Here is a 25,723-nt window from a genome sequence, read left to right as displayed (position 1 = left end):
GTCGTCCTCCTGCCACTCGAATTATTCAGGGTGGATTTCGTACGGCGTGACTACGCCAGGAATACCGGCAAAATCCTTCGTATTCCGCGTAATTAGTTCCAGACGATGGAGTTGCGCCGTCGCCAGAATGATGGCATCCGGCAGCTTAAGCTTATACTCCTGCCGCAGCGCAACGCTTCGCTCTGCAATATCCTGTGAGATGTTAATGATATTAAAGGTGCTCAGCGCCATTCGCGTACGCTGCTCCTGGTGATATTTTTTAGCGCCAACCATCACCTCCATCCAGGTAATCAGACTGATCGCATTCTGCGGTGGCCAGGCCTCCAGCGCCTGTTTGGCTTCGCGACGCCCGCTAAATAAATCAATAAGAATATTGGTATCAAAAAGCGCAGATCCGGAGGTCATTACCACTCCTTGCGTAGCTGACGTTGATATTCCATGCCGTCTTCTTCGCAGTCTTGCCACAGACCCAGCGCACTGGAGATGGTATCTTTAGCTCGATCTTGTTTCTCCAGATATTGTTCAACCGCTTCACGTAACAGTTCCGCTCGCGGAATGTTACGCTGCACTTTGAGGTCATCGAGACGTTGAATGACATCGTCTGATAAATCGAGAAGAATTCTGCCCATATCCCTTTCAGCCATCATGCTCATATATACCTCAAGTATATCACCAGTGATGAAGTTATGAGCAATCTAGAGCTTTTGAAATCGGAAACAAACAGGATTTTGTCAGGTAAACTCTTTTTTGCGAGCCGCTTTCCATAATGCACAGGCGACCTCAACAGGCCTGTCTTTTCGCCATAATCCAGGCTATAACACTGGATATTAAAACAGTATAAGGAACTTCATATGGCGCTGGAAAAAGGGATTGCTTCGCTGGTTGAGGCATTTATTGCGGCAGGTCGTCCGTCATCACGCGATCAGCATATTGATGATCGGAGGGCCGGCTATATCGCCAGTGCGGTACTCGCCGGGGAGACGGAAACGCGAGTGCGGGTGGAGGATATCACCCTGGAGGGTATGCACTTCCGCGTCGTTTCACCGCCCACAGCCGACGGCCTGCTACCCACGCTTATCTACTACCACGGCGGCTGTTTTGTCAGCGGCGGCTTTACCACCCACGATAACCAACTCCGTCAGTTAGCCATGTTCAGCGGTTGCCGGGTGATCGCTGTACAGTACCGCCTGGCGCCGGAGCATACCTTTCCGGCGGCGCACGATGATGCAGAACGAGGTGCCACGATTATTCACCAGAACGCAAAACAGCTTGGCGTTGACGCATCACGTATCACCCTGGCCGGCGACAGCGCCGGCGGGCATCTCGCCCTGGTCACGGCCCTGCGCCTGAAAGCGGCGGGAACATGGCAGCCTGCACAGCTTATCCTGATTTACCCGATGCTCGACGCTACCGCCAGCATGGCGAGCTACCTCAGCAATGGCGATGACTATGTGATTACCCGGGACACGCTACTGAGCGGCTACGAAATGTATTTAGCGGCCACACCCGCTACCCATCCGGATGCCAGTCCGCTGTGGCGCGAAGATTTTCACGGTCTGCCACCGGTCCACATCCTGACGGCGGAGTTCGATCCTTTACGTGATGAGGGCGAAGTGCTGTACCGAAGGCTGACGGAGCAAGGGGTGGAGAGTTCCTGTCAGCGCTATCTGGGGGTGATCCACGGCTTCTTTCAGCTGGGAGGCGTCAGCAACGCCGCGCGTGATGCCATGCGGGATATCGCCTGGCGTGTGGCATCGCCAGGACGATAACTGCCCCAGGCGCTTACTCTTCCTCGTTGCCGCCCTCTTCGTACGAGCCAAAGGGCTTCGCCGGCAACACGATGTAGATCCCCTCGAAAACGGCGCCCTGTTTATCGTCGCCAAAAAGCTCCACCTGCATTTGCACGCGGGCTTTACGCCCGCGCGCCAGTCGGTCGAGATCGCCGCTCAGAGAACCGAGGTCGGCGATGGCGCTGGGGCGGCCGCTAATAGGCTGGCTGTAGCGGATATGCGCATCCGCCAGAATAATGGTGCCTCCCAGGTGCCGCTCGCGCAGCATCAGCCAGATAAGCCCCCATCCGGTTAAGGTAGCGAGCGAAAACAGGCTGCCGGCGAACAGCGTATGGTGCGGATTCTGGTTCCCCGCCTCCGGCATGGTGGTAATAAATTTCTGCCCGGTGTACTGCTGAATACGTACGCCCATTTTTTCACTCAGCGGAATATGCTGATACCACGCCTGCTGGAGCTGTGCGCACCAGTCGCCGCGGTGCAAAATATCATCCAGCGACGCGACCGGTTTGATCATCAGAAAATGACGGATCGGCGTGGTGGTCGGGGTGGTGATCTCACCCTGATTGACAAATCCGAGCTTGGCGAAAAATTCCACCGCATCTTCGCGCGCGCTGCAGGTAACCCGCTTAACCCCTTCCTGACGCGCGACGGACTCCAGGGTCATCGCCATCAGCGTACCCAGCCCTTTATCCTGCACCGAGGGATGCACAGCCATAAAGCGGATGGAGGCTTCATTCTCCGCATTGATATATAGCCGGCCGACGGCAACCAGGTTGCCCTCTTCATCCACTACCATCTGATGATGCGCCATCGCATCCCAGGCGTCACGTTCCGATCCCTTAGGCTGATGCAGCGGCTTACGCAGCATCTCCCAGCGGAACTGGTAGTAGCTCTCTAACTCTTCTGCTGTTTGCGGTACACGAAGGTGATACATAGTCGTACTCTCTTTTGTTACCCGCAGCCTGCCCGGAAGCTGGGTCATACCTGCAACCAAAAGGTCACGGGACCATCATTGACCAAAGAAACCTGCATATCCGCAGCGAATCTTCCGGTCTGGGTGTGCATTTCCTGCTGGCGACAGCGGGCGACGAAATACTCATACAGCGCCTCAGCGCGGTCAGGGGCAGCGCCTTTCGAGAAGCTCGGTCGCATCCCCCGCTCGGTATCGGCCGCCAGCGTAAATTGCGAAACCACCAGCACGCTGCCGCCCGCCTGCTGGACATTCAGGTTCATTTTCCCTTCCGCATCACTGAAGATGCGGTAGCCCAGCACGCGTTCACAAAGGCGATTCGCCTTTTGTTCATCATCGTCTTTCTCGACGCCCAGCAGCACCAGAAGCCCCGGGCCAATTTCGCCCGTCACCTCGTCCGCCACGGTAACGCTTGCACGGGATACGCGTTGAATTAATGCAATCATGGTTGTTCTGTTTCTTCTGTTTTAAGTTTGCGGTATTCACCGAGAGTGACAGTAATTTCAGCGCCAAGCAAGACGATACACCAGGTCCAGTACACCCAGACGAACAAAATCGGCACCACCGAAATCACGCCATAAATTAGCTGATAGGACGGAAAGGTGGTGATATAGAGGGCAAACGCCTTTTTACCTGCCTCAAACAGCAGCGCCGCCACCAGCGCCCCGATCACCGCGTCGCGGTTACGTACCTGGGTAGTCGGTACAATACTATAGAGCAGCCAGAACGCTGCCCAGGAGAGGATCAGCGGAAATAGGCGGAGCAGATTATCAATTACGCCGTCCAGGTCGCTTGCCCAGCGCAGCGACAGCAGATAGGAACTGATCGCCAGGCTGGCGCCCGCCAGCAGCGGGCCGAGGGTCAGGATCATCCAGTAAACGGCAAAGGAATAAACTTTGGGGCGGCTGCGCGTGCTGCGCCAGATGGTGTTTAGCGCGCTGTCGATCGAGTACATCAGCAGCAGCGAGGTGACGATCAGGCCAAAGGCGCCTACGGCGGTCATGCGGCTGGAGTTGGCCACGAACTGCTCGATATATCCCTGGATTACATCCCCGGTCGCCGGAATAAAATTGGCGAAGATAAAATGACGGATCTGCACGCTGACTTCGGAGAACATAGGAAAGGCCGCAAACAGCGCGAACACGACGGCAATCAGCGGCACCAGGGACAGTAATGACACATAGGCGAGGTTCCCCGCCAGAGTGGTCATATGGTCTTCATCAATGCGCCGCCACAGCAGCTTTAGCCACGCCAGCAGCGGCCGGGTATGGTGGAGTAATTTTTGATGAACGGTTTTTAGCATAGCTGTTTCGCGAAATAGTCAGGGATGGTCTCCTTACCAGTCACCAGGATACTGGTGATCCCCAACCGGTTGGCCCCTGCTATATTATCGACGTTATCATCAAAAAAGACCGTATCTGCGGCGGAAAACCCCTCTTCTTCCAGTACTCGCAGATAAATTTGCGCTTCAGGCTTACGCAATCCCATCTCCTGCGACAGATAAATGCGATCGGCGGCCGCGCGCACTTCCGGGTATTCATCGGGCCAGAACGTGGTGTGCAGACGATTGGTATTGGAGAGCACCACCACCCGATGCCCCTGGGCACGAAGTTTATGCATGATGGTAATCACCTCCGGGCGCAGCGCGACAAACACCGCCTGCCAGCCGTGAGCAAACTGTTCATAGCTGAGGGGCATATTCATTTCATGGCACATGGCGGCGGCAAAGTCTTCATCGCTGAGCTCGCCGCGCTCATGCTGATGGAAAGCCTCACCCATGGTGAAATGCTGCTTCAGCGTCGCCAGCGGGATGCGGGTTAAATCGCTCCAGGCTCCCAATACCCGGTTGAAGTCAATGTCGACAATCACATTACCTAAATCAAAGATATAGAGCATTTTTGTCTCCTTCCGCGCCGTGGAAAATTAACTTTAGCGGGAAAGGCTGGATTTGACTATTGGCGTGTGATGCAGGAATGAAAAAAAGAAACCCCGCCGGAGAGGCGGGGTTTAGCGAACAACAAGAAGAAAAAATTACTCTTCTTTTGCACCGCGCATCGCGCGTTTACGGTCGTTCTCGGTCAGGTGACGTTTACGGATACGGATAGAGGTCGGAGTAACTTCTACCAGTTCGTCGTCATCGATGAACTCCAGAGCCTGCTCCAGGGTCATCTTAACCGGCGGAACCAGAACCGTGGCTTCGTCAGTACCAGACGCACGCATGTTGGTCAGTTTCTTACCGGTCAGGCAGTTTACCGTCAGGTCGTTGGAACGGCTGTGAATACCGATGATCTGGCCTTCGTAAACTTCAGCGCCGTGGCCGAGGAACAGCTTACCGCGATCCTGCAGACCGAACAGCGCGAACGCTACCGCTTTACCCTGACCGTTGGAGATCAGTACGCCGTTGTTACGCTGGCCCACTTCGCCCGGACGAACGTCGTCGTAGTGGCTGAAGGTGGAGTACAGCAGACCGGTACCGGAGGTCATGGTCATGAACTCTGAACGGAAGCCGATCAGACCGCGGCTTGGGATCACATAGTCGAGACGTACGCGGCCTTTACCGTCCGGATTCATGTTTTTCAGGTCGCCTTTACGCTCGCCCAGCGCCTGCATGACAGAACCCTGGTGCTGCTCTTCGACGTCCAGCGTCACGTTCTCGAACGGCTCTTGTTTACGGCCGTCGATTTCGCGGAAGATAACTTTCGGACGGGAAACCGCCATCTCGAAACCTTCACGACGCATGTTTTCAATCAGAACGGACAGGTGCAGTTCACCACGGCCGGAAACGCGGAACGCATCAGCGTCTTCGGTTTCTTCAACGCGCAGCGCCACGTTGTGCACCAGCTCTTTATTCAGACGGTCCAGGATCTGGCGAGAGGTAACGAACTTACCTTCTTTACCGCAGAACGGAGAGGTGTTGACGTTGAAGAACATGGAAACGGTCGGCTCATCAACGGACAGGGCCGGCAGCGCTTCGACATTCTGCGGGTCGCAGATGGTGTCGGAGATGTTCAGCTCGCCCAGACCGGTGATCGCGATGATGTCGCCAGCTTCAGCTACGTCGCTCTCAATTCGCTCCAGACCCAGGTGAGTCAGTACCTTACCGACTTTACCATTACGGGTTTTGCCTTCGCTATCGATGATAGTGACCTGCTGGTTCGGCTTCACTTTACCGCGCTTGATGCGGCCGATGCCGATAACACCAACGTAGTTGTTGTAGTCCAGCTGGGAGATCTGCATCTGCAGCGGACCGTCAAGATCAACGTCCGGCGCCGGCACGCGATCGACAATCGCCTGGTACAGCGGGGTCATGTCGTCAGCCATGTCTTCGTGATCCAGACCCGCGATACCGTTCAGCGCGGACGCGTAAACGATCGGGAAGTCCAGCTGTTCGTCGGTCGCATCGAGGTTAACGAACAGGTCGAACACCTGATCGACAACCCAGTCCGGACGCGCGCCCGGGCGGTCAACTTTGTTGATGACCACGATCGGCTTCAGACCGTGGGCAAAAGCTTTTTTGGTCACGAAGCGCGTTTGCGGCATCGGGCCATCAAAGGCATCTACCACCAGCAGCACAGAGTCAACCATGGACATAACACGCTCAACTTCACCTCCGAAGTCGGCGTGCCCTGGGGTATCAACGATGTTGATACGGTAATCATTCCATTTGATTGCGGTGTTTTTCGCGAGGATGGTAATCCCACGCTCTTTCTCCAAATCGTTGGAGTCCATCACACGTTCTTGTGCTTCAGTACGTGCGTCGAACGTACCGGATTGCTGTAGCAGCTTGTCAACCAGGGTAGTTTTACCATGGTCAACGTGCGCGATGATGGCGATATTACGCAGATTTTCGATCACAACTTTGCCTCAGGCATTAGAAATAGCGCGTTATTGTACACGTATTAAGCGAAGGACTGAACAGGATCACAAACATCCTCCGCAAACAAGTATTGCAGAGTTTCTTTGTGACCGCTTTCACGGAGCGATAAAAGGGCACCGTAACAAAAATTGCACCAAAATGGTGCTCAATGTTCACACTGAAGCACTATTTTGGTGCATTATCTCCATCATGGTGCAGTCCTTTTGCACTATGGTGCGCATGATACAGCGTTTTATGGGGCATTTAAAAGTTGGCACAGATTTCGCTTTATATTTTTTAAGGCAACAACGCCACTTTTAAGCAGTATGAAGTTTTCGTTACCACGACGACAATGACCAATCCGGGAGAGTTTAAGTATGTCCGCTGAACACGTTTTGACGATGCTGAACGAGCACGAAGTGAAGTTTGTCGATCTGCGCTTCACCGATACCAAAGGTAAAGAACAGCACGTCACGATTCCGTCTCATCAGGTAAATGCCGAATTCTTCGAAGAAGGCAAAATGTTTGATGGCTCCTCGATTGGTGGCTGGAAAGGTATCAACGAATCTGACATGGTCCTGATGCCGGACGCGTCCACCGCGGTCATTGACCCGTTCTACGAAGAACCGACCCTGATCATCCGCTGCGATATCCTCGAGCCAGGCACCCTGCAGGGCTATGACCGTGACCCGCGCTCCATCGCGAAACGCGCTGAAGAGTACCTGCGCGCCACCGGCATCGCTGATACCGTCCTGTTCGGGCCAGAACCAGAATTCTTCCTGTTCGACGACATCCGCTTTGGCGCCTCTATCTCCGGCTCCCATGTCGCGATCGATGACATTGAAGGTGCGTGGAACTCCTCTACCAAATACGAAGGCGGTAACAAAGGTCACCGTCCGGGCGTGAAAGGGGGTTACTTCCCGGTTCCGCCAGTAGACTCTTCTCAGGACATCCGTTCCACCATGTGTATGATCATGGAAGAGATGGGTCTGGTTGTTGAAGCCCATCACCATGAAGTAGCAACCGCAGGTCAGAACGAAGTGGCAACCCGCTTCAATACCATGACCAAAAAAGCGGATGAAATTCAGATTTACAAATACGTTGTTCACAACGTCGCTCACCGCTTTGGTAAAACCGCGACCTTTATGCCGAAACCGATGTTCGGCGACAACGGCTCCGGCATGCACTGCCATATGTCTCTGGCGAAAAACGGTACCAACCTGTTCTCCGGCGACAAATACGCCGGTCTGTCTGAGCAGGCGCTGTTCTACATCGGCGGCGTAATCAAACACGCTAAAGCCATCAACGCCCTGGCGAACCCGACCACCAACTCCTACAAGCGTCTGGTCCCGGGTTACGAAGCGCCGGTTATGCTGGCTTACTCTGCCCGTAACCGCTCTGCCTCTATCCGTATTCCGGTGGTGACCTCTCCGAAAGCGCGTCGTATCGAAGTGCGCTTCCCGGACCCGGCTGCCAACCCGTACCTGTGCTTTGCGGCGCTGCTGATGGCTGGCCTTGATGGTATCAAGAACAAAATCCATCCGGGCGAAGCAATGGATAAAAACCTGTATGACCTGCCGCCGGAAGAAGCGAAAGAGATCCCGCAGGTTGCCGGCTCTCTGGAAGAAGCCCTGCAGGCCCTGGATGCTGACCGCGAGTTCCTGACCGCTGGCGGCGTGTTCACCAATGACGCTATCGATGCCTACATCGCCCTGCGTATGGAAGAGAACGACCGCGTACGCATGACTCCGCATCCGGTTGAGTTCGAACTGTACTACAGCGTCTAATTTTGCTGTAAATCCAGGGTATGTCGTGTTGTGGCGCGAGATGCCCGGGATATTTTGTTGCCGTGGAAACTTTCAGCCCATCTCAGGATGGGCTTTTTTCTCCACCAACACGCTGATCTCGCGAGCTTTTTACCGATAAAAAGCTATACTGCACTAAATTGGTGCACTCATTTTCAGGAGACTGTCGAATGGCAACAGGCACACTGCCCGATGCTGGGCAGATCCTTAACTCCCTTATCAACAGTATTTTACTGGTCGATGATGACCTGGCGGTGCACTTTGCCAACCCTGCGGCGCAGCAGCTGCTGGCGCAGAGCTCGCGCAAACTGTTTGGCACCCCATTACCTGAGCTGTTGAGCTATTTTTCGTTGAATATCGGGCTGATGCAGGAGAGCCTGCAGGCGGGCCAGGGATTTACCGATAACGAAGTGACGCTGGTTATCGATGGCCGTTCGCACATCCTGTCGTTGACCGCCCAGCGGCTGCCGGAAGGCTTTATTCTGCTGGAAATGGCGCCGATGGATAATCAGCGCCGCCTGAGCCAGGAGCAGCTACAGCATGCGCAGCAGGTCGCCGCTCGCGACCTCGTCCGCGGCCTGGCGCATGAGATAAAAAACCCGTTAGGCGGCCTGCGCGGCGCGGCCCAGCTGCTCAGCAAAGCGCTGCCCGACCCGGCGCTAACGGAATATACCAAAGTGATCATTGAGCAGGCCGACCGGCTAAGAAATCTGGTCGACCGCCTGCTCGGACCACAGCATCCGGGCATGCACGTTACCGAAAGCATCCACAAAGTCGCCGAACGGGTAGTTAAACTGGTTTCCATGGAGTTGCCGGACAACGTGAAGTTGATCCGCGATTACGACCCCAGCCTACCAGAGCTACCCCACGACCCGGATCAAATTGAACAGGTGTTGCTGAACATCGTCCGTAATGCGCTGCAGGCTCTGGGGCCGGAAGGGGGCGAAATTATTCTTCGCACCCGCACCGCTTTCCAGCTGACGCTGCACGGGGTGCGTTATCGCCTCGCCGCCCGCATCGACGTTGAAGATAATGGCCCGGGTATTCCGCCCCATCTCCAGGATACGCTGTTCTATCCGATGGTCAGCGGCCGCGAAGGCGGTACCGGCCTGGGCTTATCTATCGCCCGTAGCCTTATCGATCAGCACTCCGGCAAAATTGAATTCACCAGCTGGCCGGGTCATACCGAATTTTCGGTATACCTGCCTATTCGGAAGTAGAGGTGTTTATGCAACGAGGGATAGCCTGGATCGTTGATGACGATAGCTCCATCCGCTGGGTGCTTGAACGCGCGCTCACCGGAGCCGGCTTGAGCTGCACAACGTTCGAAAGCGGCAATGAGGTGCTAGATGCCCTCACCACCAAAACCCCGGATGTACTGCTGTCAGATATCCGTATGCCGGGAATGGATGGTCTGGCGCTGCTCAAACAGATTAAGCAGCGCCATCCAATGCTTCCGGTCATCATAATGACCGCGCATTCCGATCTGGACGCCGCGGTCAGCGCTTATCAGCAGGGCGCGTTTGATTATTTGCCCAAACCTTTTGATATCGATGAAGCCGTCGCCCTCGTCGACCGGGCGATAAGCCACTATCAAGAGCAGCAGCAGCCGCGAAATGCGCCGATAAGTAGCCCAACCGCCGACATCATCGGCGAAGCGCCAGCCATGCAGGATGTCTTTCGCATTATTGGCCGCCTGTCGCGCTCATCCATCAGCGTGCTGATCAATGGTGAATCCGGTACCGGTAAAGAGCTTGTCGCACATGCCCTGCATCGCCATAGTCCACGCTCAAAAGCGCCGTTTATCGCGCTGAATATGGCGGCGATCCCCAAGGACCTGATTGAGTCCGAGCTGTTCGGCCATGAAAAAGGAGCCTTTACCGGCGCCAATACCGTCCGTCAGGGTCGCTTTGAACAGGCTGACGGCGGTACGCTGTTCCTGGATGAAATTGGCGATATGCCGCTTGATGTCCAGACTCGTCTGCTGCGCGTGCTGGCGGATGGCCAGTTTTATCGCGTGGGCGGTTACGCGCCGGTGAAGGTCGATGTGCGGATCATCGCCGCCACCCACCAGAACCTGGAACAGCGCGTGCAGGAGGGGAAATTTCGTGAAGATTTGTTCCACCGCCTGAACGTCATCCGGGTGCATTTACCGCCGCTGCGTGAGCGCCGGGAAGATATTCCACGCCTGGCCCGCCATTTTCTGCAGATAGCCGCCCGCGAGCTCGGCGTTGAAGCCAAACAGCTGCATCCGGAAACGGAGACAGCGCTGACCCGCCTGGCGTGGCCAGGCAACGTCCGTCAGCTGGAAAACACCTGTCGCTGGCTCACCGTCATGGCCGCCGGCCAGGAGGTGCTGACGCAGGATCTGCCGAGCGAACTGTTTGAGACCACGATTCCTGATAGCCCAACGCAGATGCAGCCTGACAGCTGGGCGACGCTGCTGGGTCAGTGGGCCGATCGGGCGTTGCGATCCGGTCATCAAAACCTGCTCTCAGAAGCGCAACCCGAAATGGAGCGCACGCTGCTAACGACCGCCCTGCGCCATACTCAGGGGCACAAGCAGGAGGCTGCGCGCCTGCTGGGATGGGGACGTAATACCCTGACGCGTAAGCTAAAAGAGTTGGGTATGGAGTAGGGTTCAACAGCATGATGAAAAATAGCCGATCGGCGCAAAGTGCTGCTATTTTGTACTTTACTGTTCCGATGAGTTGAGTATGATCGTGCCCGGCATTAGGGGAGAGCATCATGTTTGAATCACTGGTGAGTATGATATCGAGCGGCGCCGCTGCGAGTCACACGCCACAAACGGCAGTCGCTGCCGTGCTGTGCGCTGCGCTGGTCGGGCTGTTCAGCTAATTGTTCCCCCTCTCCTGCGGGAGAGGGGGAAAATATTAAATAACCCGTGAGAACTGCTGCATCCGGGCCTTTTGCCGTAGGTAGGCATCAAAGCACATACAGATGTTGCGGATCAGCAGGCGGCCTTTCGCCGTCACCTGAATGACCTTATCATCCACAGCCACCAGCCCGTCATGCGCCAGCGGCGCCAGCAGCTTCAGATCCTCGGCGAAATAAGACGCAAAATCCACGTCCCACTGCGCCTCGACCGCCGCGATATCCAGCTGGAAGTTACAGATCAACGCTTTAATCACGTCGCGACGCAGACAGTCATCGCGAGTTAACGCGATCCCGCGCCACAGGGCGTTCCCTTGCTCTGCTACCTGCTGGTAGTACTGCTTGAGCTCTTTTTGGTTCTGGGCGTAGCTGTCGCCAATCATGCTGATCGCCGAAACGCCCATCCCCAGCAGATCGGTATCGCCCTGAGTGGTGTAGCCCTGGAAATTACGATGCAGTACGCCGTGACGTTGCGCGACCGCTAATTCATCATCGGGACGGGCGAAATGGTCCATGCCGATAAACTGATAGCCTGCCGTCGTCAGCGAGCCGATGGTTTCCTGCAGGATCTCCAGCTTCTGCTCAGCGGAGGGCAGATCGGCATCTTTAATCTTCCGCTGAGCGGCAAAGAGCGTGGGCAGATGCGCATAGTTAAACACGCTCAGGCGGTCAGGATTGAGCTCGGCGACCTTTTGCAGGGTAAAGGCGAAGCTCTCCGGCGTTTGCTTCGGCAGGCCATAAATGAGGTCGATATTGGTCGAGGTAAAACCAATCTCCCGCGCATGGTTGAGCAAATCAAAGATGAACGCTTCGTCCTGCTCACGGTTAACCAGACGCTGAACCTCTTTATTGAAGTCCTGTACGCCCATACTCAGGCGGTTGAAACCCTCAGCGCGTAAATGATCGAGGACATCCAGCTCGATCTCACGCGGATCGACCTCAATGGAGATCTCGGCTTCCGCGCTGAAATGAAAATGGCTGCGCAACAGATCCATCAGGCGACTGATTTGCGCCTTATTGAGATAAGTTGGCGTGCCGCCCCCCCAGTGCAGTTGCTTCACCTGGCGAGTGGCAAACAGCGGCGCGCGGTGGATGATCTCCTGTTCAAGGACATCGAGATATTGATCGGCCTTATGCTGCTGGCGGGTGACTATCTTATTGCAGCCGCAGAAATAACACAGCTTATGGCAAAACGGGATATGCACGTACAGCGACAGGGGACGCTGTGGGTAACGGGCCACAGCGGCATCGAATTCCGCCGCGCCAAATTGCGGTGAAAACTCCAGCGCGGTGGGATACGAGGTATAGCGCGGCCCGGAATAGTTATATTTCTGGATCAGGGCCAGATCCCAGTCGATTATCTGCTCAGACATGCTCACTCCTTCCGATGGTGCCGCCGACGGGTACGCCGTCCCGGCCCCACCGCACCGCGGGTCATGAGCCGGTTGCGCAGCCATTTCTGACGCCGCGACAACCGTCGTAGTTTAACGAATAACCACAGCAGATAACATATAACCAGAAGGGTTATAAGGAGTACCGGGAATCCGATGGGATGCAAATGTTAGTTTCCACCCTTCAGCAGACGCATCATATCTTCCTGACGCTCTTCCTCTTCTTCATCTTCATCATCGTAAGAGAGGCCGAGCTGCTGCATCAGCTCATCAATGCGATCCAGTTTGGCGTCCACCCAGCTCTGCTCTTCAGCATTAAGGGTGCCGCCCTCTTCCAGACGTTCCAGCAGCGCGTCCAGGCGCTCATCATTCTCCAGCAACTCCAGCTCAGCCTGCGGTGAAAGCATAGGTTTCTCGCTCTTTGGTTTATGCTGCTTGGGGGCTGGAGCGCTGCTTTCGCTCACGCCCAGCGGGATCGGTTTTTTGCTACCCACGCGCGGATCTTGCGCCTGACGCTGTTTTTTACCCGCTGAAGCCGCATCGCCGCCGTTCGCGCGACTGCCTGCCGCGTGGCCACGATGTTTCTTCTGCCGTTTGCGATCGCGAGCTTCCTGATTTAACTCTTCACGCGACTTGCGGCCGGATTTGCCACGGGTGGCGGATGTCGGTTTTTTCATGATGTGTAATCTTCAGACAGTAGTATTCAGTATAGAATTGAGGCGGAATCTAGCAGAAAGCAAGCAAAGAAAAAAGGCGACAGATTACTCTGTCGCCTTTTTCCTCACTGACCACCCTTAACGGGCTCTTCTTTCCCTGTTCGCTAACGACTCACCCTGTCTTTCCCTTAGCGTCCAACGGTCCCTGTTTCTTCCTTTTCCCTGTAAAACGTCTCCAAGACGCGCGTCATCCTGACTATCCTGTGGTCTTCGCCTCCTGGCGCTTCCTGACTCCTCGTCCTGAGTCCTAATCCTTTCAGCATCCCCGCCGTTGTGTATTACTTTACCTTGTTGACAAAAATCGACAACCAGTCTGGCAGTTAAAAATCTATTTTCAGAATTCTCTATTTATATAATTGATTAATTTTCAATATTTTAAATATGTTTTGTCTTATTTTCCTCAGGTATGTCCTATACAAAGAATAGTCAATGTCTCACAAACCATATGGTTTTTACTTACAGGAACGGCGTGCGGTAAAAACAGCCTTTTTCTGCTGTTCAGGTATAATCCCTGCCATAGCCTGTTTTAACGGAGACGACCGTCTTGACCAACTGGAATTATCAACTGACGCACTTTGTCACTAGCGCGCCAGATATCCGCCATCTTCCTGCCGATACCGGTATTGAAGTGGCGTTCGCCGGCCGCTCCAACGCGGGAAAATCCAGCGCGCTGAATACGCTGACTAATCAGAAGAACCTGGCGCGTACCTCCAAAACCCCGGGGCGTACGCAGCTGATTAACCTGTTCGAAGTCGCTGAGGGCAAGCGCCTTGTCGACCTGCCCGGCTATGGTTATGCGCAAGTACCCGAAGAGATGAAGATCAAGTGGCAGCGCGCGCTGGGGGAATACCTGGAAAAACGTCTGTGCCTGAAGGGTCTCGTGGTGCTGATGGACATACGTCATCCGCTTAAAGATCTCGATCAGCAGATGATCGAATGGGCGGTAGAGAGCGATATTCAGGTGCTGGTACTGCTCACCAAAGCCGATAAGCTCGCCAGCGGCGCGCGTAAAGCGCAAGTGAATATGGTGCGTGAAGCGGTACTGGCCTTCAATGGCGATGTCCAGGTTGAACCCTTCTCTTCGCTGAAAAAATCTGGCGTCGATAAGCTGCGACAGAAGCTGGATAGCTGGTTTAACGAAATCCCGCCGCAAGAAGCCGTCGAAGACGCCGAGTAACCCCCGCTTTTTCCGGATAACGGCGCGTAGCGCCCTATCCGGACGTTCATACTACGTTGTTTTCACAGCCTAAAACTTTTCTTTCGCGCAATAAAAAACGCCCCGGTCATAAATGACCGGGGCGGCTAAAATATTCAGCCAAATCCGATTACGTGAAGTAAAAGGTCTGAAAGATAGAACATCTTACCTCTGTACCCTACGCGAATAACTTTACTCTTCTTTCGCTCACGGATAAAGCATTTTTTGTAGTTTTTTTTCACTATTTACATAGCAAATTCAAATGATCCTCACAAAACTCTATAAGTTATGTTGCTTACTTACAGAAAATCGCGTTGCGCTTTGTATACTTAGTGCGCTTGATCCCAGTTTTCGCCGCTGCCCACTTCCACCAGCAACGGTACCGCCAGCGTAGTGCTGTTCTCCATCAGTTCGTGGATCTTTTTCGATACGGCATCGAGCTCATCCTTATGCACTTCAAAGACCAGTTCATCGTGAACCTGCATGATCATCCGCACGCGAGGTTTCTCGCTCCGCAGCCATTCATCAACGGCAATCATCGCCCGCTTGATAATATCCGCAGCCGTCCCCTGCATCGGGGCGTTAATCGCCGCACGCTCCGCGCCGGCACGACGAGCGCCATTGCTGGACTTGATATCCGGCAAATAGAGTCGACGGCCATCCAGCGTTTCAACATACCCTTGCTCCTTCGCCTGTGCGCGGGTGCGCTCCATATACTCCAGGACGCCCGGATAACGCTCGAAATAAAGATCCATGTACTTCTGCGCTTCTTTACGCGGGATGTTCAGCTGGCGGGCCAGGCCAAAGGCGCTCATGCCGTAGATCAGACCGAAGTTGATGGCTTTCGCACTGCGCCGCTGTTCGCTGCTGACGCTGTCCAGCGGTAAGCCAAATACTTCAGCCGCCGTCGCCCGGTGAATATCCTTCCCTTCCGCGAAGGCGGTCAGCAGGCCTTTATCCCGCGACAGGTGCGCCATAATGCGCAGCTCGATTTGCGAGTAGTCCGCCGAGACAATGACGTAATCTTCCGGCGCGATAAACGCCTGGCGAATACGGCGCCCTTCTTCGTTACGCACCGGAATGTTTTGCAGGTTTGGATCGGTAGACGACAAACGGCCGGTGGCGGTGACCGCCTGATGATAGGAGGTATGCACGCGGCCCGTTTTGGGGTTAATCATCAGCGGCAGCTTATCGGTATAGGTCGACTTCAGCTTCGCCAGCCCACGATACTCCAGAATCACTTTCGGCAACGGATAATCGAGCGCCAGCTCTTCCAGCACCTCTTCAGAGGTGGACGGCGCACCGCCCGGCGTCTTCTTCAGCGGCTTGATACCCTGTTTTTCAAACAGGATCGTTTGCAGCTGTTTGGTGGAGGAGAGATTAAACGCTTCCCCGGCGATCTCATGTGCTCGCTGCTCCAGCTCAACCAGGCGCTGGGCAATTTCCTGCGAGTGCGCATGCAGCACGGCGGGGTCGATTTTAACGCCGTTGCGCTCAACGCGAGACAGCACCGGCACCAGCGGCATTTCAATATGCTGGAAGATATTCAGCGGGCCTTCATGCTGCTGTAGCTTCGGCCACATCTTCAGATGCAGCTGGAGCGTAACGTCGGCATCTTCCGCCGCGTAGCGACCAGCCTCTTCCAGCGCAATCTGATTAAAGGTGAGCTGATTCTTACCCTTGCCAGCGATCTCTTCGAAGGTAATGGTTTTATGTTTCAGCCAGCGGTCGGAAAGACTGTCCATATCGTGGCGGCCCGCCACGCTGTCGAGAATGTAAGACTCGAGCATGGTATCGAACGCAATCCCGCGCAGCTCAATGTCGTAATTAGCCAAAATGCCGCGATCGTATTTGAGATTTTGCCCGACCTTGAGCACCTTCTCATCCTCCAGCAGCGGTTTAAGCAGCGCCAGCACGCGCTCGCGCGGGATCTGATCCGGCGCATCAAGATAATCATGCGCTACCGGGACATAGGCGGCCACGCCTGGCTCAACAGCGAATGAAAGACCAACCATGTTGGCGGAGATGTTATCCAGGCTGTCGGTTTCCGTATCAAAGGCAAAGAGCGGCGCCTGCTTCAGCTTATCGATCCAGGTGAGCAGCGTAGCCTCATCAAGGATAGTGACATAATGCTCTGCTGAAAGTGCAGTAGCGGCTTCAACCTCTTCTTCCGCTTCTGCCGCTGCTGCAGGCACTGCAGGTTTCGCAGCCGGTTTGCCCCCCTTAGCCTGCAGCCATTTTCCGGCCTCAACGTCGGTGGTCCAGCGCTTAAACTCATACTGTCTGAACAGCGCCAGCAGATCGTCTGCCGCCGGCGGCTGCACCTCCAGCTCTTCGCAGGTGAGCTCCAGCTCGACGTCGGTTTTGATGGTCGCCAGCTGATAAGAGAGATAAGCCACGTCCTTGTTCTGCTCGAGCTTCGCCGCCATCGTTTTCGCGCCGCGGAAGCTCAGTTCAGCGATCTTCTCCGGTTCCGCATACAGCGTATCAAGGCCGCCGAGGCCTTGCAGCAGCGCCTGGGCGGTCTTTTCGCCCACGCCCGGCACGCCGGGAATGTTATCCGAGGAGTCGCCCATCAGCGCCAGGAAATCAATAATCAGCTCCGGCGGGACGCCGTACTTAGTAACCACCTCATCCGGTCCGAGGATAGTGTTGGTCATGGTATTGATCAGGGTGATGCCCGGCGTCACCAGCTGGGCCATGTCTTTATCGCCGGTGCTGATCAGGACTGGGCGACCTGCCCTTTCCGCTTCCCGCGCCAGGGTGCCAATCACATCGTCAGCTTCGACGCCCGGGACAGCCATCAGCGGCAGCCCCATCGCTTTCACCATCTTATGCAACGGCTCAATCTGCGCGCGCAGATCGTCCGGCATCGGCGGGCGGTGAGATTTGTAATGCTCGAACAATTCATCACGGAAGGTTTTCCCTTTCGCATCAAAGACCACGACGGCATGAGTCGGTTGATACTGCAGTATCAAACTGCGCAGCATATTCAGTACGCCGTACATAGCCCCGGTGGGCTCCCCTGCGCTGTTAGTCAGCGGCGGAAACGCATGATACGCCCGATAAAGATAGGAGGAGCCGTCAACGAGGATGAGAGGGTTTTCTGGGATCTGAACCATAATTTCCGTGCCTGTTTATCAGATTATGGATAAAGGATGCCACAGACGGGCATGAAATCCTGAATTTTTCCCGCAATTCGCGGAAAAGATTCAACGATCGTCGCGATCGCGCGACAACTTAGCTTGTGGATAACTTTGTGCATAGTTTTACAACGTCAGCTTATCCGCCCCTGAAAATAAATGAATAAATAGTATTATTTACTATTTATCAACCACTTAAAAACAGATCAACGATCCTGGCATTAATTTGATGACCTAATCTTCCATGTGGATAGAAGATCCTTGTTTTTTTCTGTTCTGGTAAGACCCGTCATTTGCCGCGTTTTCTGGTAAAATCAGCCTCTTGCGCAGCTTAAAGGCGCTCTTTGTCAGCCTAACTTTCTGAATAAACTAACTATGTCGAGATTACTCGCTGCGATAACACTTCCGCTGAGTATCGCCTTAACCATCTTAGTCACCATTATCTGCTCTGTACCGATCATCGTCGCCGGGCTGATTAAACTGCTGGTCCCTATTCCAGCGGTATGGCGCTCTATATCCGTTTTTTGCAATTTTATGATGTACTGCTGGTGCGAAGGGCTGGCGCTGCTGTTGCATCTCAATCCCTGGCTAAAATGGGACGTCCAGGGTCTGGAAGGCCTGAACAAAAAGAACTGGTATCTGCTGATCAGCAACCACCACAGCTGGGCAGACATCGTGGTGCTGTGCGTGCTGTTCCGCAAGCATATTCCGATGAATAAGTACTTCCTTAAACAACAGCTGGCGTGGGTACCCTTCATTGGCCTCGCCTGCTGGGCGCTGGATATGCCTTTTATGCGCCGCTACTCGCGCAGCTATCTTATTCGTCACCCGGAGCGCCGCGGTAAAGATGTCGAAACCACCCGCCGTTCGTGTGAAAAATTTCGCGCGCATCCGACGACTATCGTCAATTTTGTGGAAGGCTCGCGTTTTACCGAAGAAAAAAAGCGCGAAACGCGCTCTCCTTACCACAACCTGTTACCGCCGAAAGCCGCTGGTATCGCCATGGCGCTCAACGTACTCGGTTCGCAGTTCGATAAACTGCTGAACGTCACGCTGTGCTACCCGGATAATCATACAAGACCATTTTACGATATGTTAAGCGGCCGCCTGACGCGCATTGTGGTCCGTATCAATCTGGTCCCTATTGGCGAAGAGCTGCACGGCGATTACGTTAACGATAAGAACTTTAAGCGCAGCTTCCAGCGCTGGCTGAATGGCCTATGGGAAGAGAAAGACCGTCAGTTGACTGACATCATGAGGGACAAAGAACGGTAGCTATTGCAAAACAGATAAAGTAACGCCGGTCAGTGACCGGCGTTTTTTTTATTTCTTCTCTACCAGTTGCTTCACGGTATCCGCATACTGAGCGACGAAGACATCCATATTGCTGGTGTCCATCCCCTGCGGATTCAGCTGGTATTTACCATTAACATACATAGCCGGTACGCCCTGCAGCTGCAGATCGGCTGCCGCTTTCTCTTGCTGAGCGACCAGAGATTTCACCACGAAGCTATTCCATGCGGCATCGTAGTCTTCCCCTTTCACGCCAGCGTCGACAAACACTTTACGAATGTCAGCCACACTCTGCACAGTCTGGTTTTTCTGCACGGCTTCGAACATCGGCGCAGTAATTTTGTCTTCAACGCCCAGCGCGATGGCCACCGCCCATGCCTGCGTCAGATCCTTGCCCAGCGGACCCAGGAACTCAACGTGGTATTTGGTCATTTTAGTGCCTTCCGGCAGTTTCTGGCGCACATTGTCAGAGACATGCAGCACTTCTTCAAACTGGTAGCAGTGCGGGCAGTAGAACGAAAAGAACTCGAGCACCTGCGGCTCGCCAGCAATCGGCTTATCAAGGGTGATGTACTGCTTGCCGTCGGTGATCTGGGCAGCGGATGCACTAAAAGCCAGAATCATACCAGCCAGCGCCAGCCAAACTTTTTTCATGATTTACTCTCTCCTGGATATATCACATTAATACATTGGCGTTAACTGAAGCGGGGGTTCCTGTAGAACCTTCACCTGCTCAAGAAAAGTCGACGTCTGCCCCCGCCAGTAATCCTCCCCGGTTAACCAGGGGAAATTGACCGGGAAAGCGGGATCGTCCCAGCGTCTGAGCAACCACGCCAGATAATAAACCAGTCGCATAGCGCGTAAAGGTTCAATCAGCGCGATTTCATCGCTGTTAAAGGGGCTGAATTCCTCATAGGCCTCGACAATAGTCTCCAGCTGCATACGCTGTTCAGCCTTATCGCCGTTGAGCAGCATCCACAGATCCTGAATCGCCGGGCCGGTGCGCGCATCGTCTAAGTCGACAAACAGTGGTCCGTCGCGCCAGAGGATATTACCGACATGGCAGTCACCGTGCAGGCGCAACGTGTTCCCGCGGCCGTGCCATTGCTCCATGACGGCAGCAATGAGTTTATCGGTCGCCTTCAGGAAATCGGTCTTCAGGCCAGAGGGGATCAGCGTCGCCTGCTCAAACACCTGACGCGGTTCCAGCAGGTACTCCTGCACGCCAATTTCCGGGCGGGCAGTAAAGCGCTGTTTGCGGCCAGTCTGGTGCAGGCGCCCCAGGTAGCGGCCAACCCATTCCATCTGATCAAGGTTATCCGCTTCGAACTGACGACCGCCAAGGCTTGGGAAAACGGCAAAGTAGAATCCCTGATGCTGATGAAGCGTGCTGTCATTAAATAAGAGCGGCGCAGCAACGGGCACTTCATCTTCTACAAGCTGAAGCGCAAACTGGTGTTCTTCAAGGATCTGTTCTGCGGACCAGCGCTCAGGACGATAGAACTTTACCACATAGCGATGGCGCTCTTCGTCCTGGAACTGATAAACGCGGTTCTCATAGCTGTTTAGCGGGGTGAGACCGGAGTCCACCCGCATACCCAGATCGAATAACCCATCGATAATGGTATCCGGGCGAAGCGTCTGAAAAGTAAAAGCCTTATCGTGCATCCTGACATCCGATAATCGAACTAATAGTTCAGGATATCATCTCATTGCAATTTACGCGGCAGCGCTTACAACCTTTTACTCTTTTATTACCCCGCGGGCGCGCAGCAGCGCGGTTTTAAAGTCCTCTTCATAATCCTTCTGAATACCCGGGATGACAGCATCTTTGGAAGAGTCGCGCATCTTCAGGTGATAGATCAGAATATCGTCGGAAAGATCGCTCAGTTCGCCATCATAGCCGGCCTCTTTCGCCAGCTTCTGCAAAAATTGCATCAGGTTCAGTTCAGGCTCTTTTTGCCAGGCTGGCTGGAGGAGTTCAATTACTTCATTCAGACGTTTACATTTCATGGTCATGCTCCTTACTCTTGATAGGGACAAGTTAACAGGGTCAATCCCACAATGAAAGAGGCGATATTCATATGCAAAGCGAGGCGATAACCGGCGTCGTGCTGGCGGGCGGCAGGGCCACGCGGATGGGCGGCATTGATAAAGGATTACAGGCGCTAAATGGTCGCCCTCTCTGGCGACACGTCGCGGAAGCATTAGCCCCGCAGGTAGATGAGTTAGTCATTAGCGCCAATCGTCATCTTGAACAGTGGCGTGCCAGCGGATATCCGGTCTTTCGAGACATACAGGAGGGTTATCAGGGGCCGCTGGCCGGAATGCTTGCTGTGATACAGCAGGTCGCGAGCCCATGGTTCGTTTTTTGCCCCTGCGACACGCCGTTCATTCCGTCCTTTTTGGTGGAGCGCTTTATCCAGCAGAGAGGGGACGCACCGGTCGTTTGGGCCCATGACGGCGAACGGGATCATCCTGCCGTTGCATTAGTTCATCGTCAAATCATTCCGGAACTGGAGGCTTATCTGGCACATGGAGAGCGCAGGGTGATGGTTTTTATGCGACAAATGGGTGGGCGCCCGGTGAATTTCAGCGATGTGAAAACTGCTTTCATTAATGTAAATACGCTCGAAGATTTGCAGCAGATGCAGGAGCCATCATGATCCCATTACTGGCGATCGCCGCATGGAGCGGTACCGGAAAAACAACATTATTAAAGCGTCTTATCCCTGAGCTTTGCGCTCTAGGATTACGCCCGGGACTGATAAAGCACACCCATCATGATATGGACGTGGATAAGCCGGGCAAAGATAGCTATGAACTGCGTAAGGCGGGCGCTGCGCAAACTATTGTCGCCAGCGAACAGCGGTGGGCATTGATGACCGAGACGCCAGAGAAGCCGGAATTAGATCTCACGTGGCTGATCAGTCGAATGGATGCCAGCAAACTGGATCTGGTTTTAGTGGAGGGGTTCAAACATGAACCCGTGCCGAAGATCCTGCTTTTTCGGCAAAACAGCGGTCATCGTGTAGAAGAGCTGGTAATTGATGAGCATACCATCGCCGTAGCCAGCGATGTATCGATCGCGACCTCACTTCCGCTGCTGGATTTAAATGATGTACCACAGATCGCGACATTTATTGTGAGTTGGTTAGAGAGGCAATAGTCATTTATCGACGGTGATATAGGAGGGATTTTCCCGGAGGCGGTGCTGCGCACCTTGTCCGGCCACAGGGACGTAGCCCCGTGTCGGATCCGTAGCCCCGGCAAGCGCAGCGCCACCGGGGAGGCATACCGGCACGCTGGCCGGACGACAGAAACGCAAAAAGCCCATCCGGCAGGATGGGCTCTTCACTTGTTTGATGCCTGGCAGTTTATGGCGGGCGTCCTGCCCGCCACCCTCCGGGCCGTTGCTGCGCAACGTTCAAATCCGCTCCCGGCGGATTTGTCCTACTCTGGAGAGCGCTCACCGACAAACAACAGATAAAACAAAAAGCCCGGTCTTTCGACCGGGCTTTCTGCTTTATTTGATGCCTGGCAGTTCCCTACTCTCACATGGGGAGACCCCACACTACCATCGGCGCTACGGCGTTTCACTTCTGAGTTCGGCATGGGGTCAGGTGGGACCACCGCGCTAGTGCCGCCAGGCAAATTCTGTTTTATCAACACGTCTCACCAACGTATCGATTAATCTGTATCAGAGCTGAAAATTCTCTCAATCCGCCAAAACATCTTCGGCGTTGTAAGGTTAAGCCTCACGGTTCATTAGTACCGGTTAGCTCAACGCATCGCTGCGCTTACACACCCGGCCTATCAACGTCGTCGTCTTCAACGTTCCTTCAGGAGACTTAAAGTCTCAGGGAGAACTCATCTCGGGGCAAGTTTCGTGCTTAGATGCTTTCAGCACTTATCTCTTCCGCATTTAGCTACCGGGCAGTGCCATTGGCATGACAACCCGAACACCAGTGATGCGTCCACTCCGGTCCTCTCGTACTAGGAGCAGCCCCCCTCAATTCTCCAGCGCCCACGGCAGATAGGGACCGAACTGTCTCACGACGTTCTAAACCCAGCTCGCGTACCACTTTAAATGGCGAACAGCCATACCCTTGGGACCTACTTCAGCCCCAGGATGTGATGAGCCGACATCGAGGTGCCAAACACCGCCGTCGATATGAACTCTTGGGCGGTATCAGCCTGTTATCCCCGGAGTACCTTTTATCCGTTGAGCGATGGCCCTTCCATTCAGAACCACCGGATCACTATGACCTGCTTTCGCACCTGCTCGCGCCGTCACGCTCGCAGTCAAGCTAGCTTATGCCATTGCACTAACCTCCTGATGTCCGACCAGGATTAGCTAACCTTCGTGCTCCTCCGTTACGCTTTGGGAGGAGACCGCCCCAGTCAAACTACCCACCAGACACTGTCCGCAACCCCGGTAAGGGGCCAACGTTAGAACATCAAACATTAAAGGGTGGTATTTCAAGGTTGGCTCCACGCAGACTGGCGTCCACGCTTCAAAGCCTCCCACCTATCCTACACATCAAGGCTCAATGTTCAGTGTCAAGCTATAGTAAAGGTTCACGGGGTCTTTCCGTCTTGCCGCGGGTACACTGCATCTTCACAGCGAGTTCAATTTCACTGAGTCTCGGGTGGAGACAGCCTGGCCATCATTACGCCATTCGTGCAGGTCGGAACTTACCCGACAAGGAATTTCGCTACCTTAGGACCGTTATAGTTACGGCCGCCGTTTACCGGGGCTTCGATCAAGAGCTTCTCCTTACGGATAACCCCATCAATTAACCTTCCGGCACCGGGCAGGCGTCACACCGTATACGTCCACTTTCGTGTTTGCACAGTGCTGTGTTTTTAATAAACAGTTGCAGCCAGCTGGTATCTTCGACTGGTCTCAGCTCCATCCGCAGGGACTTCACCTACACACCAGCGTGCCTTCTCCCGAAGTTACGGCACCATTTTGCCTAGTTCCTTCACCCGAGTTCTCTCAAGCGCCTTGGTATTCTCTACCTGACCACCTGTGTCGGTTTGGGGTACGATTTGATGTTACCTGATGCTTAGAGGCTTTTCCTGGAAGCAGGGCATTTGTTACTTCAGCACCGTAGTGCCTCGTCATCACACCTCAGCCTTGATTATCCGGATTTGCCTGGACAACCAGCCTACATGCTTAAACCGGGACAACCGTCGCCCGGCTAACATAGCCTTCTCCGTCCCCCCTTCGCAGTAACACCAAGTACAGGAATATTAACCTGTTTCCCATCGACTACGCCTTTCGGCCTCGCCTTAGGGGTCGACTCACCCTGCCCCGATTAACGTTGGACAGGAACCCTTGGTCTTCCGGCGAGCGGGCTTTTCACCCGCTTTATCGTTACTTATGTCAGCATTCGCACTTCTGATACCTCCAGCATGCCTCACAGCACACCTTCGCAGGCTTACAGAACGCTCCCCTACCCAACAACACATAGTGTCGCTGCCGCAGCTTCGGTGCATGGTTTAGCCCCGTTACATCTTCCGCGCAGGCCGACTCGACCAGTGAGCTATTACGCTTTCTTTAAATGATGGCTGCTTCTAAGCCAACATCCTGGCTGTCTGTGCCTTCCCACATCGTTTCCCACTTAACCATGACTTTGGGACCTTAGCTGGCGGTCTGGGTTGTTTCCCTCTTCACGACGGACGTTAGCACCCGCCGTGTGTCTCCCGTGATAACATTCTTCGGTATTCGTAGTTTGCATCGGGTTGGTAAGTCGGGATGACCCCCTAGCCGAAACAGTGCTCTACCCCCGAAGATGAATTCACGAGGCGCTACCTAAATAGCTTTCGGGGAGAACCAGCTATCTCCCGGTTTGATTGGCCTTTCACCCCCAGCCACAAGTCATCCGCTAATTTTTCAACATTAGTCGGTTCGGTCCTCCAGTTAGTGTTACCCAACCTTCAACCTGCCCATGGCTAGATCACCGGGTTTCGGGTCTATACCCTGCAACTTAACGCCCAGTTAAGACTCGGTTTCCCTGCGGCTCCCCTATACGGTTAACCTTGCTACAGAATATAAGTCGCTGACCCATTATACAAAAGGTACGCAGTCACACCCGAAGGTGCTCCCACTGCTTGTACGTACACGGTTTCAGGTTCTTTTTCACTCCCCTCGCCGGGGTTCTTTTCGCCTTTCCCTCACGGTACTGGTTCACTATCGGTCAGTCAGGAGTATTTAGCCTTGGAGGATGGTCCCCCCATATTCAGACAGGATACCACGTGTCCCGCCCTACTCTTCGAGTTCACAACCTGTGCATTTTGGTGTACGGGACTATCACCCTGTACCGTCGGACTTTCCAGACCGTTCCACTAACACACAAGCTGATTCAGACTCTGGGCTGCTCCCCGTTCGCTCGCCGCTACTGGGGGAATCTCGGTTGATTTCTTTTCCTCGGGGTACTTAGATGTTTCAGTTCCCCCGGTTCGCCTCGTTAACCTATGTATTCAGTTAACGATAGTGTGACGAATCACACTGGGTTTCCCCATTCGGACATCGCCGGTTATAACGGTTCATATCACCTTACCGACGCTTTTCGCAGATTAGCACGTCCTTCATCGCCTCTGACTGCCAGGGCATCCACCGTGTACGCTTAGTCGCTTAACCTCACAACCCGAAGATGTTTC

General features: G+C 54.3%; 22 protein-coding genes and 2 rRNA genes. 9 read left to right on the top strand and 15 right to left on the bottom strand.

What is annotated here, in order from left to right:
- Nucleotides 1-21: 21 nt before the first annotated feature.
- Together BHE81_RS23070 and BHE81_RS23065 are read right to left on the bottom strand one after the other, a co-directional pair.
- Nucleotides 22-405, bottom strand: a complete 384-nt coding sequence (locus BHE81_RS23070) for a type II toxin-antitoxin system VapC family toxin (protein ID WP_002882817.1) — start codon at nucleotides 403-405, stop codon at nucleotides 22-24.
- Nucleotides 405-647, bottom strand: coding sequence for a CopG family transcriptional regulator (locus tag BHE81_RS23065; protein ID WP_004150355.1), 243 nt, complete (start codon nucleotides 645-647; stop codon nucleotides 405-407). The genes BHE81_RS23070 and BHE81_RS23065 overlap by 1 nt, the downstream gene beginning before the upstream one ends.
- A 204-nt stretch (nucleotides 648-851) precedes the next feature.
- On the opposite strand from BHE81_RS23065, the gene BHE81_RS23060 reads away from it, so the two are divergent.
- The gene (locus BHE81_RS23060) at nucleotides 852-1,769 is read left to right on the top strand and encodes an alpha/beta hydrolase (RefSeq protein WP_023302328.1); all 918 of its coding nucleotides are present in this window, start codon (nucleotides 852-854) and stop codon (nucleotides 1,767-1,769) included.
- Nucleotides 1,770-1,782: 13 nt separating this feature from the next.
- On the opposite strand, the gene fabY is transcribed toward BHE81_RS23060, so the two are convergent.
- The 5 genes from fabY to typA all read right to left on the bottom strand — a co-directional run bounded on the left by fabY (nucleotide 1,783) and on the right by typA (nucleotide 6,615).
- On the bottom strand, nucleotides 1,783-2,724 hold the full coding sequence (gene fabY / locus BHE81_RS23055) for a fatty acid biosynthesis protein FabY (protein ID WP_004178031.1): 942 nt from the start codon (nucleotides 2,722-2,724) through the stop codon (nucleotides 1,783-1,785).
- 44 nt (nucleotides 2,725-2,768) lie between these two features.
- Nucleotides 2,769-3,206: a D-aminoacyl-tRNA deacylase gene (gene dtd / locus BHE81_RS23050; protein ID WP_002882809.1), complete on the bottom strand. Its 438-nt coding sequence runs from the start codon at nucleotides 3,204-3,206 to the stop codon at nucleotides 2,769-2,771.
- Nucleotides 3,203-4,063, bottom strand: coding sequence for a virulence factor BrkB family protein (locus tag BHE81_RS23045; RefSeq protein ID WP_004146232.1), 861 nt, complete (start codon nucleotides 4,061-4,063; stop codon nucleotides 3,203-3,205). The genes dtd and BHE81_RS23045 overlap by 4 nt, the downstream gene beginning before the upstream one ends.
- Nucleotides 4,057-4,656, bottom strand: coding sequence for a glucose-1-phosphatase (gene yihX, locus BHE81_RS23040; RefSeq protein WP_004151865.1), 600 nt, complete (start codon nucleotides 4,654-4,656; stop codon nucleotides 4,057-4,059). The genes BHE81_RS23045 and yihX overlap by 7 nt, the downstream gene beginning before the upstream one ends.
- 135 nt (nucleotides 4,657-4,791) lie before the next feature.
- On the bottom strand, nucleotides 4,792-6,615 hold the full coding sequence (gene typA / locus BHE81_RS23035) for a ribosome-dependent GTPase TypA (protein ID WP_002882755.1): 1,824 nt from the start codon (nucleotides 6,613-6,615) through the stop codon (nucleotides 4,792-4,794).
- Nucleotides 6,616-6,993: 378 nt separating this feature from the next.
- Here typA and glnA point away from each other — a divergent pair, with 378 nt between their 5' ends.
- The 4 genes from glnA (at nucleotide 6,994) to BHE81_RS23015 (ending at nucleotide 11,280) form a co-directional block, all read left to right on the top strand.
- The gene (gene glnA, locus BHE81_RS23030) at nucleotides 6,994-8,403 is read left to right on the top strand and encodes a glutamate--ammonia ligase (protein WP_002882753.1); all 1,410 of its coding nucleotides are present in this window, start codon (nucleotides 6,994-6,996) and stop codon (nucleotides 8,401-8,403) included.
- 188 nt (nucleotides 8,404-8,591) lie between these two features.
- Complete coding sequence (gene glnL / locus BHE81_RS23025; RefSeq protein WP_004146229.1) at nucleotides 8,592-9,641, top strand: nitrogen regulation protein NR(II); 1,050 nt, start codon at nucleotides 8,592-8,594, stop codon at nucleotides 9,639-9,641.
- A gap of 8 nt (nucleotides 9,642-9,649) precedes the next feature.
- Nucleotides 9,650-11,059, top strand: coding sequence for a nitrogen regulation protein NR(I) (gene glnG, locus BHE81_RS23020; RefSeq protein ID WP_002882749.1), 1,410 nt, complete (start codon nucleotides 9,650-9,652; stop codon nucleotides 11,057-11,059).
- A gap of 110 nt (nucleotides 11,060-11,169) precedes the next feature.
- Entirely contained in the window at nucleotides 11,170-11,280 is a 111-nt protein-coding gene (locus tag BHE81_RS23015) for a YshB family small membrane protein (RefSeq protein WP_004152951.1), read from the top strand.
- A 35-nt stretch (nucleotides 11,281-11,315) separates the two neighbouring features.
- Here BHE81_RS23015 and hemN read toward each other — a convergent pair whose 3' ends face one another.
- Complete coding sequence (gene hemN, locus BHE81_RS23010; protein WP_002882745.1) at nucleotides 11,316-12,689, bottom strand: oxygen-independent coproporphyrinogen III oxidase; 1,374 nt, start codon at nucleotides 12,687-12,689, stop codon at nucleotides 11,316-11,318.
- Between the two features lie 188 nt (nucleotides 12,690-12,877).
- Nucleotides 12,878-13,384, bottom strand: a complete 507-nt coding sequence (gene yihI, locus BHE81_RS23000) for a Der GTPase-activating protein YihI (protein ID WP_002882743.1) — start codon at nucleotides 13,382-13,384, stop codon at nucleotides 12,878-12,880.
- A 583-nt stretch (nucleotides 13,385-13,967) separates the two neighbouring features.
- On the opposite strand from yihI, the gene yihA reads away from it, so the two are divergent.
- On the top strand, nucleotides 13,968-14,600 hold the full coding sequence (gene yihA, locus BHE81_RS22995; protein ID WP_002882734.1) for a ribosome biogenesis GTP-binding protein YihA/YsxC: 633 nt from the start codon (nucleotides 13,968-13,970) through the stop codon (nucleotides 14,598-14,600).
- Between the two features lie 347 nt (nucleotides 14,601-14,947).
- Here the strand turns inward: yihA and polA are convergent, their stop codons facing one another.
- A complete protein-coding gene (gene polA / locus BHE81_RS22990; RefSeq protein ID WP_004187174.1) occupies nucleotides 14,948-17,740 on the bottom strand; it encodes a DNA polymerase I in 2,793 nt (930 codons plus the stop codon).
- Nucleotides 17,741-18,136: 396 nt separating this feature from the next.
- On the opposite strand from polA, the gene BHE81_RS22985 reads away from it, so the two are divergent.
- Complete coding sequence (locus BHE81_RS22985; RefSeq protein WP_004150336.1) at nucleotides 18,137-19,036, top strand: acyltransferase; 900 nt, start codon at nucleotides 18,137-18,139, stop codon at nucleotides 19,034-19,036.
- A gap of 48 nt (nucleotides 19,037-19,084) precedes the next feature.
- Here BHE81_RS22985 and dsbA read toward each other — a convergent pair whose 3' ends face one another.
- The 3 genes from dsbA to BHE81_RS22970 all read right to left on the bottom strand — a co-directional run bounded on the left by dsbA (nucleotide 19,085) and on the right by BHE81_RS22970 (nucleotide 21,067).
- Entirely contained in the window at nucleotides 19,085-19,708 is a 624-nt protein-coding gene (gene dsbA / locus BHE81_RS22980; RefSeq protein WP_004146224.1) for a thiol:disulfide interchange protein DsbA, read from the bottom strand.
- A gap of 27 nt (nucleotides 19,709-19,735) precedes the next feature.
- Nucleotides 19,736-20,722: a serine/threonine protein kinase gene (locus BHE81_RS22975; RefSeq protein ID WP_023302327.1), complete on the bottom strand. Its 987-nt coding sequence runs from the start codon at nucleotides 20,720-20,722 to the stop codon at nucleotides 19,736-19,738.
- A 75-nt stretch (nucleotides 20,723-20,797) separates the two neighbouring features.
- On the bottom strand, nucleotides 20,798-21,067 hold the full coding sequence (locus BHE81_RS22970) for a YihD family protein (protein WP_002882612.1): 270 nt from the start codon (nucleotides 21,065-21,067) through the stop codon (nucleotides 20,798-20,800).
- A 71-nt stretch (nucleotides 21,068-21,138) separates the two neighbouring features.
- On the opposite strand from BHE81_RS22970, the gene mobA reads away from it, so the two are divergent.
- On the top strand, nucleotides 21,139-21,720 hold the full coding sequence (gene mobA / locus BHE81_RS22965) for a molybdenum cofactor guanylyltransferase MobA (protein WP_023302326.1): 582 nt from the start codon (nucleotides 21,139-21,141) through the stop codon (nucleotides 21,718-21,720).
- Nucleotides 21,717-22,223, top strand: coding sequence for a molybdopterin-guanine dinucleotide biosynthesis protein MobB (gene mobB / locus BHE81_RS22960; protein WP_023302325.1), 507 nt, complete (start codon nucleotides 21,717-21,719; stop codon nucleotides 22,221-22,223). The genes mobA and mobB overlap by 4 nt, the downstream gene beginning before the upstream one ends.
- A 366-nt stretch (nucleotides 22,224-22,589) precedes the next feature.
- Here mobB and rrf read toward each other — a convergent pair.
- Nucleotides 22,590-22,705, bottom strand: a 5S ribosomal RNA gene (rrf, locus tag BHE81_RS22950).
- Nucleotides 22,706-22,801: 96 nt separating this feature from the next.
- A 23S ribosomal RNA gene (locus tag BHE81_RS22945) occupies nucleotides 22,802-25,703 on the bottom strand.
- Nucleotides 25,704-25,723 lie beyond the last annotated feature (20 nt).

Origin of the sequence: Klebsiella sp. AqSCr (assembly GCF_008452795.1) — a bacterium.
Lineage (GTDB): Bacteria > Pseudomonadota > Gammaproteobacteria > Enterobacterales > Enterobacteriaceae > Klebsiella > Klebsiella pneumoniae.
Note: the sequence above shows the minus strand (reverse complement) of the source record. Positions and strands in the feature narration are given on the sequence as shown.